The 17,711-nt window shown below is 65.5% G+C and carries 14 protein-coding genes; 3 read left to right on the top strand and 11 right to left on the bottom strand.

The genetic code is table 11. The features are described from left to right. Positions 1-126 precede the first annotated feature (126 nt). Positions 127-1,479 carry a Spy/CpxP family protein refolding chaperone gene (locus AKN84_RS26100; RefSeq protein WP_128971167.1) on the top strand — a complete coding sequence of 451 codons (1,353 nt, stop codon included), beginning with the start codon at positions 127-129 and terminating at the stop codon, positions 1,477-1,479. Between the two features lie 410 nt (positions 1,480-1,889). Here the strand turns inward: AKN84_RS26100 and AKN84_RS26090 are convergent, their stop codons facing one another. Together AKN84_RS26090 and AKN84_RS26085 are read right to left on the bottom strand one after the other, a co-directional pair. After that, positions 1,890-3,275, bottom strand: a complete 1,386-nt coding sequence (locus AKN84_RS26090) for a cytochrome P450 (protein ID WP_050423435.1) — start codon at positions 3,273-3,275, stop codon at positions 1,890-1,892. A 324-nt stretch (positions 3,276-3,599) separates the two neighbouring features. Then, positions 3,600-4,772, bottom strand: a complete 1,173-nt coding sequence (locus AKN84_RS26085) for a fumarylacetoacetate hydrolase family protein (protein ID WP_050423434.1) — start codon at positions 4,770-4,772, stop codon at positions 3,600-3,602. A gap of 246 nt (positions 4,773-5,018) precedes the next feature. Here AKN84_RS26085 and ppk2 point away from each other — a divergent pair, with 246 nt between their 5' ends. Both ppk2 and AKN84_RS26075 read left to right on the top strand, forming a co-directional pair. Next, a complete protein-coding gene (ppk2, locus tag AKN84_RS26080; protein ID WP_128971170.1) occupies positions 5,019-5,879 on the top strand; it encodes a polyphosphate kinase 2 in 861 nt (286 codons plus the stop codon). Positions 5,880-6,210: 331 nt separating this feature from the next. Continuing rightward, positions 6,211-7,089: a transporter substrate-binding domain-containing protein gene (locus tag AKN84_RS26075; protein ID WP_050423432.1), complete on the top strand. Its 879-nt coding sequence runs from the start codon at positions 6,211-6,213 to the stop codon at positions 7,087-7,089. Positions 7,090-7,263: 174 nt separating this feature from the next. On the opposite strand, the gene AKN84_RS26070 is transcribed toward AKN84_RS26075, so the two are convergent. From AKN84_RS26070 to AKN84_RS26035, 9 genes are all read right to left on the bottom strand, one after another. After that, positions 7,264-7,932, bottom strand: a complete 669-nt coding sequence (locus AKN84_RS26070) for an amino acid ABC transporter permease (protein ID WP_050423431.1) — start codon at positions 7,930-7,932, stop codon at positions 7,264-7,266. 73 nt (positions 7,933-8,005) lie between these two features. Beyond that, complete coding sequence (locus tag AKN84_RS26065) at positions 8,006-8,830, bottom strand: NAD(P)/FAD-dependent oxidoreductase (protein WP_244485494.1); 825 nt, start codon at positions 8,828-8,830, stop codon at positions 8,006-8,008. Next, complete coding sequence (locus AKN84_RS49320; RefSeq protein WP_244485493.1) at positions 8,827-9,264, bottom strand: FAD-dependent oxidoreductase; 438 nt, start codon at positions 9,262-9,264, stop codon at positions 8,827-8,829. The genes AKN84_RS26065 and AKN84_RS49320 overlap by 4 nt, the downstream gene beginning before the upstream one ends. A 4-nt stretch (positions 9,265-9,268) precedes the next feature. Further along, complete coding sequence (locus AKN84_RS26060; protein ID WP_050423430.1) at positions 9,269-10,027, bottom strand: SDR family NAD(P)-dependent oxidoreductase; 759 nt, start codon at positions 10,025-10,027, stop codon at positions 9,269-9,271. A gap of 30 nt (positions 10,028-10,057) precedes the next feature. Then, entirely contained in the window at positions 10,058-11,281 is a 1,224-nt protein-coding gene (locus AKN84_RS26055; RefSeq protein ID WP_244485492.1) for a zinc-binding dehydrogenase, read from the bottom strand. A gap of 117 nt (positions 11,282-11,398) precedes the next feature. After that, positions 11,399-14,701: an autotransporter outer membrane beta-barrel domain-containing protein gene (locus tag AKN84_RS26050; protein WP_244485491.1), complete on the bottom strand. Its 3,303-nt coding sequence runs from the start codon at positions 14,699-14,701 to the stop codon at positions 11,399-11,401. Then, positions 14,698-15,186 (bottom strand): hypothetical protein, encoded by a 489-nt coding sequence (locus AKN84_RS26045; protein WP_050423429.1) that lies wholly within the window; start codon positions 15,184-15,186, stop codon positions 14,698-14,700. The genes AKN84_RS26050 and AKN84_RS26045 overlap by 4 nt, the downstream gene beginning before the upstream one ends. A gap of 244 nt (positions 15,187-15,430) precedes the next feature. Next, positions 15,431-16,384: a DMT family transporter gene (locus tag AKN84_RS26040; protein ID WP_050423428.1), complete on the bottom strand. Its 954-nt coding sequence runs from the start codon at positions 16,382-16,384 to the stop codon at positions 15,431-15,433. 279 nt (positions 16,385-16,663) lie between these two features. Further along, positions 16,664-17,503, bottom strand: coding sequence for an aldo/keto reductase (locus AKN84_RS26035; protein ID WP_050423445.1), 840 nt, complete (start codon positions 17,501-17,503; stop codon positions 16,664-16,666). Positions 17,504-17,711 lie beyond the last annotated feature (208 nt).

Below are 17,711 nucleotides of genomic sequence, written 5' to 3'. Positions count from 1 at the left end.
GGTGGTGGCGGTTTCCACGGCGGCGGGATTCGCGCGGGTGGCTTCCATGGAGGAGGCTTTCACGGCGGCGGCGCCCGCGCGGGCGGTTTCCATACCATCCATGCGGCTCCCCATGCCGTGACAAGGATGGGGCACAGCGGCGGCGCCCGGCAATTCCATGCCGTCCACAATCCGGCCATGGCCCACAGCCCGGCCGTCGGCCGCAATCCGGCGGTCTCGCACGGCGTAGCTGCGAGCCGCCAGGCTCCGTCGGCCGCCGCGATGCGGCGCAACGCCAACGCCGTCGGCCGCACGTTGTCCTCGCGTCCGGTCACGGCCGCCCTGCGCAGCCCAGGCGGCTTGCGCAACCCGGCGGCGCGCGCCGCGGTCATGACGGCTGCCGCCGGCGCAGCCTGGGGAATTCACAACAACAATGGCGGCTGGTGGTGGCGCCATCCGCATGGCGGTTTCGGCTGGATCGGCCCGGTGTTCTGGCCCTACGCCTATTACGATCTCTACGACTACGCGTGGTGGGGCGACGACTACGACCCGTACTTCTGGGACTATGGCTACAACGACATCTATACCGGCCTGTTCGGTCCTTATGACTACGATGCCTTGAGCGGCTATGCCTATTATCTGCCCGGCTACGCCGGTCCGCGGCCGCAGGTCACAGGCCGATCCGGCGCCCCCGCTCAGACCGCGACCCTCGCGGACATGTGCGGCAGCGACAGAAGCGATATCGCGGGCTTCCCGATCGAGCAATTCCGCAGCGCCGTTCAACCCAACGCCGAGCAGAGCGCTGCGCTCGACGAACTCGCCAGCGCCTCGCAAAAGGCGTCCGAGACCATTCTCAATTCATGTCCCAAGGACGTGCCGGTAACCGCACCGAGTCGCCTCGCCGCGATGCAGCAGCGCCTCCAGGCCATGCGCGATGCGGTCGGCATCCTGCAACCGGCGCTGGAGAAGTTCTACGGACTGCTCAGCGACGATCAGAAAGCCAAGGTGACCGCACTGGCGGCAGATCAGCAACGCAGCAGGCGTGAAGCGACGTCAGGCAGCGGCGATTGCAACGCGGCGCAGCCGGCCGCCATCGCATGGCCCGGCGACGTCATCGAACGCGACGTCAGGCCGACCGACGCCCAGCGGGCGAGCCTCGACGCCTTGCGCGATGCGGCGACAAAGGCCGAGGACACGTTGAAATCGTCCTGTCCGCCTACCGACGCGCGCACGCCACCGGCACGCCTTGCGGCGGTCGGAGCAAGACTCGATGCCATGCTTCAGGCGATCGGAACGGTACGCCCGGCCCTCGACACCTTCTACAGTTCGCTCAGCGACGAGCAGAAGGCCGCATTCGATGCGGTCGGCCCTGAGCGGGACGGCGGCAGGAGCGCGATGGCCGCCGCAGGTGGCGACGAACCGCCGCGAGGTCATCATCGCCGCCACCACCGTCACGGTCCGAATATCGGCGGCATGATCTTCCGGATGATGGGCCTGTAAGGCTCGCCATCGCCTCTCGCATTGGCGGCGCCACCTTCCGCGGTGCCGCCTGCGCGCTACGGCGCGATCCAGATGCCAATCACGATGATCGCCAATGAGACGGCAATCACGAGCATGTCGGTCGTGAGCCACTCCGGCATTCCATTTGCTGGCTGCTTGCTCATGTCCGCGACTCCCTCTGTTCGCGCCGAGCCATCATGCTGAAGCGGATAACGCACCAACGTGCGTGAAGCAGATCACACCAGACAGGAAAAAATGATTGCCAAAATTTTTCCGCGCGTAGCGCGCGCAAGTTGCGACGTACGATCTATCTTCCGCTCAGGTTTCTGAACATGTTCGACAACGCCACCCGTTCCGGCAGACACTGGCACATCCGCGCGCGCATGCGGGCTCGAATGGCGCAATGCCCGCTACTGCGCAGATCTCCGGCTGATCAGCATCGGCAACCCGTGCGCCGGACGCAGCGTGATGCGCTGGAGCGGTTGCACGTCGGCGTGCGGCAGCAACCTCATCTCGAAATCGCGCATCAGAACAGCGAGCACGATGGTGGCTTCCTGCAAGGCGAACGACGCGCCGATGCAGGTCCGCGGCCCGACCCCGAATGGCAGATAGGCGAACCGCGGAATTGCGCTCCGGGCCTCCGGCAGGAAGCGCGAGGGATCGAACGCGTCGGGGCGGCTCCATAGCCTGCGATGCCGATGCAGGACGTAGGGCGCGATTACGATCAGGGAGCCCGCGCCGACCGCCAGATCACCCAGGCTGTCCGCGTCGCGCGCGGTCCGGCTGAGTGCAGCGATCGGCGGATAGAGACGCAGTGCCTCCTCGATCACCGCCTTCGTCACGATCAGCCGCTCGGCGAGATCATCGGCCGGATTGGTCAGTTCCCGCTTGGCCTCCGCCACGACGCGCGCTCGCCATTCGGACGACTGCGACAGGAGGAAGATCGACCAGGCCAACGTGTTGGCCGTCGTCTCGTGTCCGGCGGAAAGAAAGGTGAGAATGTTGGAGCGAATCTCGCTCAAGCTGAGTTGTCGTCCGGTCGAGGGATCCGGTGAACGCAACAACAGGGTCAGCAGATCGGCCGGGCCGTCGACCGGGACCGCACGTCCTCGACATCTGGTAGCGACAATCCGGTCGATCACGGTCTCGAAGTAGGCCATCGTCGCGCGCAGACGGCGATGCCCCGGGCGCGGCACGAATTTTGGCACCCCGAGCAGATCGAGCGCGCCGATGCGGCCGATCACGCCAAAATAAGCATTCATCGCCATCCGGAATTCGTCGAGGTCGCCGCCGATGCCGTCAGAGAAAATCGTCAGCGCGAGCACGTTCAGCGTGACCAGCGTCATCTCGGCGGCAACGTCGATCGTGGCATTGGATTCCATCGTGGCCCATTTCGCCGACAGCTCGTTGGCGGCAACCAGCACCGGCATCGTGAAGGAGGCGACGGTCCGGCGCGCGAAGATCGGAGCGAGTGTTCGCCGCTGCACGTCCCAACGCTCTCCATCGACGCTCAAGAGACCATCGGACAGTCCGGACGAGAGGATGCGGCGCTGAATCGTGTCCTTGGGATAATTCCTCCAATTGTCCATCAGCACACGCTTGATGGCGTGCGGGTCATGAACCACGAATGCGTCGGTGAATGGCAGGCGGAGCTTGACGATGGGCTGCTGAAAGAAATCCGCGCTCCAGCACTCAAGCGGATTGCGCCTCAGCCTGATCAGCAGTTCGAGAAATCCCAGCCGGCTTGGCGGAGGATGCGGTACGGGCGGACAATACTCCATTACGCGGCGCAGCATGGGCCACCGTGATCAGGTCTGCCCGCGGACGATAACTGGAAAACGTGGCGATGGGTTCCTAAGGCAAGCCGGCGTGCGAGATCGCGAGTTACGAGTGATCGCTGCTACGATCATGTGATACATGCACCGGCAGAAGGGCTCCCTCCCCCCTTGTGGGGGAGGGTTGGGGAGAGGGGTACCACACGACGTGCTCTCTCAACGTGCTTTCGCAACACGCGACCGACATTGCGAAAGCGACATTCTCACTCATCATCTCGCCCGGGGCTTACCCCTCTCCCCGCCCTCCCCCGCAAGGGGGGAGGGAGCCCGACCATCGTGCTCACCTCACAGCACCTTGCGCTGCGCGAGATTTTTCATCAGCGCACCGACGCCGAACGTCCAGGGCTCGCATTCGTCGCTGCCCCGCATCCGGTTAACGAGCTTGCCGAGCTGGGGCGCTGCGATGGTGACGATGTCGTCGCGCTTGTGGGTGAAGCCCTCGCCCTTGGCGTCGCGGTCCTTCACCGGCGCGAACATCGTGCCGAGGAACAGCGCAAAGCCATCGGGATATTGATGCACCGGGCCGATGGTCTGGGCGACGAGATCGGTCGGGTCGCGGCTGATCTTGGAGATCGAGGAATGGCCCTCGAGCACGAAGCCATCCGTGCCCGTCACGGTCAGGCCGACATCCATCCTCCTGACGTCGTCGAGCGAGAAGGTCTGATCGAACAGCCGGAGCAGCGGGCCGATCGCGCAGGAGGCGTTATTGTCCTTGGCCTTCGACAGCAGGAGCGCCGAGCGGCCCTCGAAATCCCGCAGGTTGACATCGTTGCCGAGCGCGGCGCCAACGATCTTGCCGGCGCCGGAGACGACGAGCACGACCTCCGGCTCCGGATTGTTCCAGGTCGACTTCGGATGCAGCCCGGCATCCATGCCGGTGCCGACCGAGGACAGCGTCGGCGCCTTGGTGAACACTTCGGCATCCGGACCGATGCCGACCTCCAGATACTGGCTCCAAGCATTCTGATTGATCAGCACCTGCTTCAACCGCATCGCCTGCTCGGAGCCCGGCTTCAGCTTGGAGAGATCGTCGCCGACCAGCCGCACCACCTCCTTGCGGATCGCCTCCGCCGAAGACGGGTTGCCGCGCGCCCGCTCCTCGATCACGCGCTCGAGCATCGAGATCGCAAAGGTGACGCCGGCGGCCTTCAGCACCTGCAGGTCGACCGGCGCGAGCAGATGCGGCTTGGCCGCGTCGCGGCGGTCGGGCGGCGTGTTGGCGAGGATCGTCTCGAGATCGCCGATCCGTTCACCGTGCGTGGCGCGCAATGCGCCGGCGGGATCGGCTTCCTCGCACAGCGCGCTCACGGTCGGGAAACGCGCGGTGACGTCGAACACGCCGTTCGCCCGCACCGCGGCCACAGCCGGCCCGCCGGCCTGCGGCAGCCAGACCCGTCCGACCAGCGTGCCGGCGGTGCCGTCCTCCGGCAGGACGTCTCCTGGTGTGAGCGAAATCATCGGCAACTCCCTTTTTCGTGTTGTTGGCGCTTGTTAGCACAGCCGCGGCACCGGCGTGAAACAGTGGTCATGGCAATGTCATAGAGAGGTAACATCGCCCGTCAATGCTCCCGTCGATCCATCTAACACACTGAAAGACGGACCTTCATGACCGCTCCCCACGTCACCGACGAAGCCTCCCACGAGGACGCTTTGCGCGACGAAGCCTCCCGTGAGGAAGCCTTGCGCGCCCGCATCCACCAGGAGATGGCCGACAGCCTCGACGAGGAACTCGAGCTCGAGCTCGATGACATCAGGCTCGAGGAACTCGAGCACGATGGGGCCGGACAGCCGTCGATTGACCGCAAGTTCTACTTCCGCGAATTGCTGCGGCTGCAGGGCGAGTTGGTCAAGCTGCAGGACTGGGTGCAGCACGAGAAGAAGAAGGTTGTGGTGCTGTTGGAGGGCCGCGATTCCGCCGGCAAGGGCGGCGTCATCAAGCGCATCACCCAGCGGCTCAACCCGCGCGTCTGCCGCATCGCGGCGCTGCCGGCGCCGAACGAGCGCGAGCGCACGCAATGGTACTTCCAGCGCTACGTCTCGCACCTGCCGGCCGGCGGCGAGATCGTGCTGTTCGACCGCAGCTGGTACAACCGCGCCGGCGTCGAGAAGGTGATGGGGTTCTGCACCGACGAGCAGTATGAGGAGTTCTTCAACTCGGTGCCGGAATTCGAGCGCATGCTGATCCGCTCCGGCACCATCCTGCTGAAATACTGGTTCTCGATCACCGACGAGGAACAGGCGTTCCGCTTCTCGATGCGGATCCAGGATCCGCTGAAGCAGTGGAAGCTGAGCCCGATGGATGTCGAGGCGCGGACCCGCTGGGAGCTCTACACCAAGGCCAAGGAGACGATGCTGGAGCGCACGCATCTGGCCGACTCACCGTGGTGGATCGTCGATGCCGTCGACAAGAAGCGCGCCCGGCTCAACTGCATCTCGCATCTCCTAAGCCAGATCCCCTATCAGCACGTCACGCACCAACCGGTGATGCTGCCGCCGCGGGTGCGCAACCCCGACTATCACCGCGGCCCGATCCCGCCGGAAATGTACGTACCCGGACGGTACTGATCCGGTCGTTTCCCCTCTCCCCGTTCTTGCGGGGGGAGGCACGCCGCGCATTTTCGGAATAATAGAATAATGCCTCTGATTTGCCCGACATGTCAAGTTGCCGTGTCGACTACCGGCACGCGGCCGGCTCCTTTGCATGGGGTTGTTTTCGAGTTTTTTGACGGTGCGCCCCGGCGAAGGCCGGCGATGTGCGATAGCCAGGCCGCAAGCGGGGCGAGGTGAGGAGATGGGCATCTCCTCTTCGCCACGCCTACCAATGGTGCAGGCGCGCGCCCTTGCTGGTACAGGAACCCGACGCTAGGCTTCGGCGATCTGGTGCAGGGAGGCCCGCTTGACTCAATCCGACGACATCAAGATTTCCGAAGATCGCCGCGACGCACTGCGCTATGCGCTCGGGATCGGCAGCGGCGCGGCGCTCGCGGCCGCCATGGCGACCCCGGCCGCGGCCCAGACGCAGGCCGACAACACGCTGGATCGCATCCGCGCCAACAAGGTGCTGCGGATCGCGGTGCTGCCGGGCGAGCTGCCCTATTTCAACAAGGACCTCGCGACCGGCACCTGGTCCGGCTTCTCGATCGAGATGGCTAACGACCTGGCGAAACTGCTCGACGTCAAGCTGGAATATGTCGAGTCGACCTACGGCAATTCGATTCTGGATCTGCAGGCCAACAAGATCGACCTCGGCTTCGCGCTCAACCCGACGCCGCAGCGCGCGCTGGTGGTCGATTTCACCAACCTGGTGTTCCCGCATCCGTTCGGCGCCATGCTGAAGAAGGGGCTGGAGGCCAAGACCTGGGCCGACATCAACAAGCCCGAGGTCAAGATCGCGGTCGACGTCGGCTCGGCCAATGAGGCCGTGGCGCGACGCTTTGCGCCGAACGCCACCATCAAGTCGCTGAAGTCGCGCGACGAGGTGATGCTCGAAATGTCATCGGGCCGCGTCGATTGCGTGGTCAACGCGCTGGTGCTCGGGCTGACCGCGATCGCCAAGAACCCGAATCTCGGCACCTACAAGATCCTGGCCTCGCCCTCGGTGACGATCGCGAGCGGCACCGCGGTACGGCGCGAGCAGGACAAGCGCTGGCGCGATTTCCTCTCGGTGTGGATCGACTACAACCGCGGCATCGGCCAGATGCGCGAATGGTTCGTCAGGGGCCTCAGCCTCGCCGGCGTCAAGCCGGAGGATGTGCCGGTGGAGCTGAATATCTGATGATTTGATCTTGCTCGGTCTGAGCTCCGCCTGTCACCTCTCCCTCCGGGAGAGGTCGCGCAACGCGCCGGGTGAGGGTCTCAGGTCCCACGAGGGAGCGTTACCCCTCACCCGGATCGCATTCCGCTTCGCTGCATGCGATCGACCTCTCCCACAGGGGAGAGGTAAGAAAGATCACACCTTGTCGTAGGTCAGCCCGCGCTCCAGCCGGCGCGCTACCAGCGTCGACGGGAACAGGATCGCAAAATAGATCAGCGCCACGATGGTGTAGACCTCGAGCGGCCGATAGGTGTCGGCGTTGATCAGCGTCGCGTTGTAGACGAGATCGGGCACCGCGATGATCGAAACCAGCGAGGTGTTCTTCAGTTGCGTCACCGACTGGTTGACATAGGGCGCCATCATCGGCTTCAGCGCCTGCGGCAGGATCACGAGCCGCATCAGGCGCCAGCCGCGGAAGCCGAGCGCCTTCGCCGCATCCCACTGCCCGACCGGCACGCTTTCGATGCTGCCACGCACGATCTCGGCATAGAACGCGCCGCCATAGAGCGACAGCACGCTGACGGCCGCGACATGCGCCGGGATGTTGACGCCGATCACGACCGGAAACGCGTAGTAGAACCAGATGATCTGCACCAGCAGCGGCGTGCAGCGAAAGGTTTCGATATAGGCGATCAGGAGCCAGTCGATCACCGGAACGCGCCGAAGCCGCAGCATGCCGACGATCAGGCCGATCAGCGTGCCCAGGATGATGGTGCCGATCGTGTACGCAATGGTCCAGCCGAGCCCGAGCCAGAACAGGTGGCTGTACTTGGCGAGGATCCCGAAATCCCAGACGTAGTTCATCCTGCCCCTCGGTTGCCGCGCGTTCCCCTCCGCGTGGCTTGCGGCCCCAGCATCGCAGGCGGCCTCGCGCGAGTCACGCGATATACCGGCCCGGTGAAAATGCCGTCACGTCGAACGGCGGCGTGTCGCCCGCGATCATCGCCGCGATCGCGGCGCCGGTTCCGGGGCCGGTGGTGAAGCCGATATGCTGGTTGCCGAAGGCGAGCCAGAGACCGCGATGCCGCGGCGCTGCACCGATCATCGGCAGGCTGTCGGGCAGCGTCGGCCGCGCGCCGCGCCAGCGCTCGCCGACCGCATCGCCGAATTCGACCACACTGCGCGCCATCGGCACGACAGATTCGAGCTGCGCATAGTTCGACGGCGCATCGCGCGCGGTGAGCTCGACGCCGCTGGTGACGCGAATCCCCTGCTCCATCGGCGTCATCAGAAAGCTGCCCTCCGCATCATGGATCGGCCGCAGCAATTTGCGTGCCGGGTTCGGCACGAAATGCTGGTGATAGCCACGCTCGAATGCCAGCGGCACGCGGTAGCCGAGCGGCCGCAGCAACTCGGCCGACCACGGCCCGAGCGCGACCACGACATGGCGCGCGGCGATCTCGCCGTCGGCAAGCTGCACGCGCCAGCCATCGCCCTGCGGCGCGATCCGCCGGACCTCGGATTGCCGCACCGTGCCGCCGCCAGCTGCGAGCAACTGCGCATAAGCCTTCACCACCCCGCCCGGTGAATCGACCGATGCCGTCTGGGTGTGCAGCAGGCCGACACTATAGGCAGGGATGATGTTGGGCTCGAGCGCGGAGATCGCCTGGCGATCGAGCACCTCGCTCTGGATGCCGAACTCGGCCAGCGCGGCCTGCTCGGCCTTGACGGCCGCGAGCCCGTCGCCGCGCCACGCCTTCAGCCAGCCGGTCTCGCGGATGCGATGGCCGCGCCGGCCTGCACGATCCAGTCGCGATGCAGCGTCAGCGACGTCCCGATCAGGCCGTGCAGCGCGGCGGCGCGCGGCTTGGTTTGTGACGGTGTCGCGGCGGCGAGGAAGCGGATCACCCAGCCGGCATTGCCGAGCGCCCAGGGAAGATTCCAGCGCAGCGCCGGATGCGTGTTGGTGAGATATTTCGGCAGGTTCTTCAGCAGCGACGGCGTGTTGAGCGGCAGGATCGAGCCGGACGAGATGATGCCGGCATTGCCGTAGGAGGTTTCGCTGCCGGGCTCGCGGCGGTCGACGATGACGACGGAGAGCCCGCGCCGCCGCGCGACAAGGCCAGCCGAGACGCCGACCATGCCGGCACCGAGCACGGCGACATCGACCTGTTGTGCTGGCGTGCCCTCGCTCATGCCGTCACATCAAGGTCAGGCCGCCATCGACCGGCAGCGTGGCGCCGGTGATATGGCCCGCTTCCGGCGACAGCAGGAACGCGACGACGGCCGCGACCTCGTCGGGCTCGGCCAGCCGCTGCATCGGATTGGCTTTCGCCACCCGCTCCCAGGTCGCGGTATCAAGCGCGCCGAACAGGCCGGGGTCCTTGCGGGTATAGCCGGGCATCACGGCATTGGAGGTGGCACCTGATGCTGCGAGTTCGATCGCCAGCGACTTCACCAGCACTTCGAGCGCGGCTTTCGCGGCGGCCGATCCCGGATAGGTCGCGCCCGGCACGAAGCGATGCGGCCCGAAGCTCGAGACCGCAACGACGCGGCCTTGCGCGCTGCGCGTGAGGTCAGGCAGCGCGGCCGCCGCGATTTCATGGAATGCCGCCGCCATCACCGCAAAAGCGCGCTCCAGCGCCGCGCGCGGCAGGCTGGCGAATTCGCGGCGGTCGGCAAAGCCCGCGGCGTGCACGATCGTATCGATCGGCCCGAACGCGGCGCGCGCGGCCTCAACCAGCGACGTGCCCACGCCGGCCGCGGCGAGATCGCCGGTAGAGACCGCGACCTTGGCGCCCTTGTTGCGGCATTCGTCCGCAACCGAATGCAGCCGCGCGAGGCCGGCGGCGTCAGCGCCCTGCCCGTGCAGCATCAGGGCTTGATCGGGACCGGCGAGCCGGCGCGCGACCGCGGCGCCGATGCCGGAGCCGCCTCCCGTGATGATTGAAACGCGCATGGGGGTGCAGTGCTTTCAGAGGACAGCGAACTATAGGTTCGGTGTCACGAAATGCAAACCGCGCCGCGAGCGCCGATCCGTAGGGTGGGTTAGCCGGAGGCGTAACCCACCGACTTCGTGCCGCGGAGAAGATGGTGCGTTACGCTTCGCTAACCCACCTACAAGATCGAACTCAGCGCCATGGCTCGACCAGGATCTTGGTGTGCGCCTCGGGATTGGCGAGATCGGCAAACGCCTGCGCGACGCCGTCGATGCCGACACGGCCGGTGACCAGCGAGGCGGCATCGACCTGCCTTCGGCGATCAGGCGCAGCGAATAGGCGAACTCCTCCGGCGTGTAGCCGAGCACGTACTGGACGTTGAGCTCCTTGATGATGCCGAGCATCGGCTCCGACTTGTCGGTCTCCATGCAGACGCCGACCACGACGACACGGGCGCTGCGCGGCGCGCCCTCGAACACGTGCTGCAACACGCCGGGCACGCCGACGCATTCGAAGATCAGCGCGGGCTTCAGCGGCGGCAGCAGCGCCTGCATCGGCGGCCGCGCCGCCTTCTCCGCCTCGGTCATCTGGGCGTGCTCGGCCCAGCTCGCATAGGGCTGCGTCTTCGCCGGATCGACCACGACATCGGCGCCCATCTTCTCGGCGAGCAGCCGCCGCGCCGGCGAATAATCCGCGGCGACGATCGGACCGAGCCCCTTGATCTTGAGCGCCGCGATCACCGCAAGACCCACCGGCCCGCAACCGATCACCAGCGGCACCTCGCCGCCTTTGATGTTGGCCATCGCCACAGCATGCACACCGACCGCAAGCGGCTCGGTGAGCGCGGCATGCTCGGCGGAAAGGCCGTTCGGCACTTCGAGCAGCAGCGGCTCGCTGAGCAGCATCTGTTCGGCATAGGCGCCGACATAATCGTTGGAATAGCCGATACCCTTCGGCCCCTCCGGCGTCAGCAGCGCCGGCAGCGAGCACACACGCGTGCCGGGCTTCAGCTTGCGCGTGGTGTTCGGGCCGTAGTCGAGGACCTCGCAGCAGAACTCATGGCCGAACACGACGTCGCGCGACAGATCCATCGGCGTGCGGCCGGGCAGGAACTTGCTCAGCTCGACCATGCGGTGGGCATGCTTGCGCGCGTGCAGGTCGGAACCGCAGATGCCGCAGGCGAGCGACTTGACCAGCACCTGGCCGGCGCCAGGCTTCGGTTCCGGCATCTGGTCGACGACGATCTCGCCGTTTCTGAAGATCGCTGCGCGCATGGTCCCTCCCGTGGGTTTTGCCCCACTCATTTTGATGCGTATTTCGTCCCACGAAATACACCGTTGCGGATCAAATCTGCGACAGGCTTTCGCCGCAGGAGGCTATAGCACGGAGGATCACCACGTATAGCGCATAACGCCCTTGCCGGCGTAGGACTGCGTCACGCCCGAGAATTCGCCCTCGAAGGTCGCGGCCGCCGACCAGCCGTTCCGCCACTTCATTTCGAGCGAGGCGGTGGTCAGCGCGGAGTCGCTGGCATGCGCCGCGCCGTTGACCACGAAGGCAGCTCCGGGCAGCGTCTGGAACACGGCGCCAACGCTGCGGTTCGGGTTGAAGTCATGCGCCCAGCCGACGCGGCCACGCAGCGTCAGCATGCCGCTGTCGACCGCGAACGACTTGTCTGTGCGCAGACCGAGCTCGCTCCTGACGTCGGTGACACTCTTTGATGCATAGTTCAGCGCGAGTGCGCCGCCGCCGGAAACCACGCTTTCGGCATAGGCCGGGAGCTCGAAGCTGGTGAATTGCGCGGCCGCATAAGGCGTCAGCCCGATCCACGGCGTGGCGTAGCGATAACCGCCCTCGAGCCGACCCGACCACGCATTGGCATTGAAGTTGGCGCGCAGATGATCGGCGCCCGCGGCGGTGACGATGCGGTCGGTGGTGATGTCCTGCCAGCCATAGGCGAGCGCCGCGCTCAGATAGGCCGCGCCGACGGTGTGGCGCACGAAGGCGCCGGCCTGGAACAGGTCAGAGCGGCCCCAGCCGAGCCCGTTGACGCTGAAGCTGGTGCCGCCGCCGGCCAGTGCAAAGCCGGCAATGGTGTTCGGCGAGAAGCGGTAGTCGGCGCCAACCGCCGTGCCATAAATGCTGCTGCTGTTGTTGTTCGAGCCCAACACCGCATTGCCGCTGGTGGTCTGCGAGCCGCCATAGCCTGCCGCCCAGACGCTCCAGCGCTGCGTAAAGTCGATCTGCTGCGACGGCGCCTTGGCGTAGATCGCAGCGAGCGCATCGCGCGGCTCGGACTTGTGCGCCGCATAGGCGAGCGTTGCGCTCTCCTCGGCAAACGGCACAGCGCCGCCACTGACACCGCCATCGCGCCCTGCGACGAACGGATCGGTCAACAGGCCAAGGAACTGGTTCATCGCGCTGAACGTCGCCTGCTGCGATCCGGTCGCGCCCTCGCCCGAGACCTGCGTCAGGCCGTTCGGCGAGAGGCCCGCGAAGGCCACGCTGATGCCGCCATTGGCATTGAAGAAATTCTGCAGCGTGGTGGCGACAATGTTCTGGTTGACGTTCAGCTTCGACGCTGCGCCGTAATCGAGCACGAAATTGAGATAGGCATTGTTCGCGTCATAGCCGAGCGTCGCAACCAGGCCGGACGGCAGTCCGGTTGAATCGAGGCCGGCGAACGTTCCACTGCGGCCGCCGACCGCCGACAGGATGGTGTATTGCTTTGCGACCGTGCTGCCGGCGGCGATGCTGGCGCCGACCGATCCGGCAAGCGTCGCGATACCGGTCACCTTGGTTGATGTCGACACCGTCGAACTGAGCCCGACGAGATACAGCGCACCGGACTGCAAGGCGAGATTGCCGGCCACGGTCAGGGACGTGCCTGATGTCCCGTTGCCCGGCAGCAGGATGCCGCCGCTTGCAATCGTCGTATTACCGACCGTGCCGCTGCCGGAGAGCGCACCGCCTGAATTCACCGTCACCGAACTCGACGACACGATCGAGCCGTCGACCTGCAGGATGCCGCCACTGACGACGGTGGTTCCGGTATAGGTGTTGACGCCCGACAGGGTCAGCGTGCCGCCGCCGGTCTTTTCCAGATTGCCGGGCCCAGCCGGGCCGCAGCCGCAGGGATCGGAATCGGCGATCACGCCGCTGACATTGGTCGAGAGGTTGTTGCCGCCGACCGTGAGCGTATTGCCGCCGCCGATATAATAGGTGCCCGAACCCGCGATCGAGCCCGCCGTGATGCGACCGTCACCGCCTGGTCCAAGGCTGCCGCCGAAATCCACGAAGCCGGTGCCGTTGGTGATGAACTGCGCGGCGCCGCCGGTCGAATTGCCTGCGAATTGGGCGTTGGCACCGCTCTCGGTGGTGATCGTGGCGTTGCCGGCCGTTGCGTAGGCGTCGAACATCAGTGCGCCGCCGGAACGGTTGATGATCGTGGCGCTGCCCGCGGTCGGAGCTTCCGTCAAGCTGAAGCCCGACGTGCCGAAATAGGTAAGCCCGCTATTGTCGATCGTCGCGTTGGCCGCGGTGCTGTTCTGGAAGAAAGCGATGTAGCCGGTTGCGGTCGTGGTCATCGTCGCCGACCCGGCCGACGAAAATTCGAAAAACTGTGTCGAGCCGCCATTGTTGCCATTGGTTATGGTGGCCTGACCCGCATTGGTGTGGCCCAGGAACACGACGCCGCCGCCATCATGGTTGTCGAACACGGCCTTGCCGGCCGTGCTGGTGTCCGAGCCACCGGGAGGACCAAGCGCGTCGCCGAACACCACGGTGCCGCCGTTGGTGTTGGTGAAGGTGGCATTGCCGGCAGAACTGGTGTCGCGGAAGATCGTCAGGGCACCGTTGCTATTGCTCACGGTCGCGTTGCCCGCGGTGCTGCTGTCGCGAAACTCCGTGATGCCGGAATTCAGGTTGTCGATGATCGCCGTCGACGCCGTCGTGGAATTGCGGAACGTCGTGGTGGCGACCCCGCTGAAGCCATCGTTGACGATCTTGGTGATGCCCGCCGTGTTGGCATTGACGATGTCGAACTTGCCGTCGACATTGACCTGGCCGACGATCGAGGCGGTGTGGCCGGCATCGCCGAGTTGCAATGTCGCGCAATCGCAGATCGTGGTGCCGCCGGTATAGGTGTTGATGCCTGTCAGCACCACGCGGCCGAGGCCACCCGAATTGTCCAGCACCGTCAGCTTGCCGGGGCCGTTGCCGTCGGTGATGTTGCCGGCGATGGTGAGCGTCGTGCCGTTGGCGTCGATCGAGCTGCCGATTGCCGACGCGTTGATCTTGAAATTGTTGCCAAAGGTCAGGTGGCTCAGGCCGTCGGCCTGGAACGAGGCATTGTCGAGCGTGACCGTGCCCGATCCGACAGACTTGTTGTTGCCGACGACGACGGTCGTATCGACCACCAGCGTTCCGCCGCTATAGGTGTTGACGCCGGACAGCTGGACGTTCGAGGTCCCCGACGCGGACGAGTCGATCAGGCGCAGGATGCCAGCGCCGGCGCCGTCGGCGATCACGCCCTGAAGATTGACCTGGGCACCGTTCGCATCGACCGTGCCGCCGGCCGCACTGACCGCGATGGTGTTGGAGAAGGCGACGCTCGAAACTGTCGGCGACTGCATCTGAAAGGTGCCGCCGTTGAGCGTGATGGCGCCGGTGCCGACCGAATTCGCATTCGTCACCTGAACCGTGCCGCCGAGATCAAGGTGCCGCCGGTGTAACCGTTGGTGCCCGCAAGCACCAGCGTGCTGTTGCCGAGCTGCTGCACCATCACGCCCGGCGCAAAGGCGTCGTTGATGTTGGCGTTGATCGTGATGACCTGTCCGCTGTTGGCCCGGTTGATCAGGCCGCCGGTTGGCCCGGCAACGGCGAAGCCGACCGGATTGCCGCCGACCGTGTAGGACTGCGAATTGGCCGTGAAGGTCCAGGAGTCCGGAAGCATCGGCCCGGCGCCGACAGTGACCGTCGCGGATCCCGTCGAGCCGAAGATCGCCGACTGCGTCGGTAAGATCGGCGGCGCGCCGGGCGACGTGGTCGACCAGTTGGTCGAGAGTTGATAGTCGGCCGTGGCGGTCGAGCTGCCGGTGCCACTCCACGTGAAGCTCTGAGCATGTGCCGAACCGAACGGCAACGCGATCCCGGTGCTCAGGGCGCATAGCGCGATCACGCCTCCGCGCGGCCAAAATCTCGATGAAAAAAACGACCAACCAAAATGCACTTGCACTGCCCCCAAAACGCTCTGCGGCGTTCTTGGGGCGAAGTTAGCATGCGGCGAACCGCCAGGTTGCTGATTGTCTCCGAAATCCGCCGTTTCAGCGTCAGCGGCTCAAAGTTTTCGGGCGATCTGTTGTACCCGCGCAACGATTAGAGCGCATGCCTTCGCAACCAGCGCACGATTTGACGCCTCCTCGTTAGGCGTTCGGCGACGGCTCGCCGGCCGCGGTCAGCAACTGCGACCGTCTGACGCGCTCGCGATGCGCGGTGTAGAGGCCGGAGGCGACGATGAAGCCGGCGCCGAGGATGGTCCAATGGTCGGGCACTTCGCCGAAAATCATGAAGCCGAGGATGCTGACCCACAATAGCTGCGTGTAGGAGAACGGCGCCAGCACCGAGGCGTCGCCGTAGCGGAACGCCAGCACCACGATCCACTGTCCGACCGTGGAGGCAACGCCGATCAGGATGCCGAACATGATGTCGTGCCAGGTCGGCGTTACCCAGACGAACGGCACCAGCGCGCTGACGATGGCGACGCCGACGATGGACGAATAGGTCATGACAGTGACAGGACGTTCGCTGCCGCTCATCATGCGCGTCAGGATCAGCGTGCCGGCCCAGGCCAGCGCGGAGACGATCGGAAAGATCGCGGCGGGATGGAAGGCACTGGTGCCCGGCCGCAGGATGATGAACACGCCGGCGAGGCCGACCGCGGTCGCGATCCAGCGCCGCATGCCGACCTTCTCGCCGAGGAACGCGATCGACAGCGCGGTAACGAACAGCGGCGAGACGAAGCTGGTGGCCGAGGCCTCTGCAATCGGCAGGAAGCCGAGGCCCGTGATGAAGATCAGGGAGGAGCCGAGCAGCGCGGCGCCGCGCAGCACGTGCAGGCCGGGACGGCTGCTGTGCAGCGCGAACAGCGGCGAACCGGGCAGCATCGCCGGCGTCATGATCAGCGCGAACACCAGGAAGCGGATCCAGGCGATCTCGATCGAAGGCAGCGAGGACGAGAGATATTTTGCGGTGACATCGGAGGTGCCCAGGAACACGGTCGACAACAGGATCAGCGCGATGCCCTTGAACGGCCGGTCGGTGCGGGCCGGCGCTTTGCCCGCCAGGCTCGTCGTTGCGGGCGTCGTCTTAACGGGCAAAGAAAGGGGAACGCTGTCCAGCCTAGCGGCTACGGCGGCGGGGGGCGGTGTCACGGCAATCTCGATGAGCAAAATAAGGGGAATCTGCTGCTCGCACAGAACGCCAATTCCGCCGCGAGAACAACGCCCGAAAACGGGACTCCGATATGCGTCAGCGCGCGCGACGGCCCGCCGCAGCCTGCGCGCGGCCGCAACTGCAACAGTTTGTTAAGAACTGTGTGGAGCGGAGCTGTGTGAATCCCACGAATTTCGCGGGATCGTGTTGCGTGATGTGGTTCTTCAGAGCATCGGCAGCGAGCGCGGCTTCGGCCCGCGCGGGAACGCCGCGTCGAGCGCGGCGAGTTCGTCGCGGCTGAGCCTGAGCGTTCCCGCCGCAGCATTCTCCGCCGCGTGCTCCGCATTCGATGCCTTCGGAATTGTCAGCACCGACGGCAGCCGCGTGAGGAAGCTCAGCGCGACCTGGCGCGGCGTCGCCTTGTGCTTCTCCGCGATCGATTGCAGCACCGTGCCGGCCTTGCTCGACGGCGAGGGAAAATCGTTGTGGCCGAACGGCGAGTAGGCGACGACGGCGACGCCGTGCTGCTCGCACCACGGAATCACGGCGTGCTCGATCGCGCGCTCCTGCAGATGGTAGAGCGCCTGATTGCAGGCGATCGTGCCCTCGCCTGCGACGTCGAGCAGTTCGTCGAGATCCTCGGTGTCGAAATTGCTGACGCCCCAGGAGCGGATCTTGCCGGCCGCGATCAGTTCGTCGAACGCCGCGACCGTCTCGGCGAGCGGATAAGTTCCGCGCCAGTGCAGCAGATAGCAATCGAGGCGATCGGTCTTCAATCGCTTCAGCGAGCGCTCGCAGGCGGTGATGGTGCCGCGCCGCGAGGCGTTGCTCGGCAGGACCTTCGAGACCAGGAACAGCTCGTCGCGGCGGCCAACGATCGCATCGGCGATCACGAGCTCCGCGTCGCCATACATCTCTGCAGTATCGATATGCGTCATGCCGGCATCGATGCCGCGCTTCAGCGCAGCGACGGCCCCCTTGCGATCACCGCGATCGAGATACCAGGTGCCCTGCCCGATCACCGAGACCTGCGGGCCGTTGTTGCCGAATTTTTTTGTCTGCACGATCGCCTCGTTCTGCGTGGTTGGCATCTCGCCCCGCGCAGAACGATAACGGAAACGAGAGATCATGTCTCCACACCGTTGATGTCACCACTCCCGTTCGATGTCACCACATCGTCGTCCCGGCGAAGGCCGGGACCCATAACCACAAAAATCCGTTGTGAACGTTGCAGCGGCCCCAGCGTGGTTCAACAACGTAGATTTGGGGTTA

It is taken from the genome of Bradyrhizobium tropiciagri, assembly GCF_001189845.1.
Classification (GTDB): domain Bacteria; phylum Pseudomonadota; class Alphaproteobacteria; order Rhizobiales; family Xanthobacteraceae; genus Bradyrhizobium; species Bradyrhizobium tropiciagri.
Note: the sequence above shows the minus strand (reverse complement) of the source record. Positions and strands in the feature narration are given on the sequence as shown.

Bases quoted from the DNA above. Each gene is read 5' to 3' on its own strand.
- AKN84_RS26100 (WP_128971167.1), top strand. From the start codon at position 127: ATGGGGCACAGCGGCGGCGCCCGGCAATTCCATGCCGTCCACAATCCG.
- AKN84_RS26090 (WP_050423435.1), bottom strand. From the start codon at position 3,275: ATGCTGCGCCGCGTAATGGAGTATTGTCCGCCCGTACCGCATCCTCCG.
- AKN84_RS26085 (WP_050423434.1), bottom strand. From the start codon at position 4,772: ATGATTTCGCTCACACCAGGAGACGTCCTGCCGGAGGACGGCACCGCC.
- ppk2 (WP_128971170.1), top strand. From the start codon at position 5,019: ATGGCCGACAGCCTCGACGAGGAACTCGAGCTCGAGCTCGATGACATC.
- AKN84_RS26070 (WP_050423431.1), bottom strand. From the start codon at position 7,932: ATGAACTACGTCTGGGATTTCGGGATCCTCGCCAAGTACAGCCACCTG.
- AKN84_RS49320 (WP_244485493.1), bottom strand. From the start codon at position 9,264: ATGAGCGAGGGCACGCCAGCACAACAGGTCGATGTCGCCGTGCTCGGT.
- AKN84_RS26060 (WP_050423430.1), bottom strand. From the start codon at position 10,027: ATGCGCGTTTCAATCATCACGGGAGGCGGCTCCGGCATCGGCGCCGCG.
- AKN84_RS26055 (WP_244485492.1), bottom strand. From the start codon at position 11,281: ATGCGCGCAGCGATCTTCAGAAACGGCGAGATCGTCGTCGACCAGATG.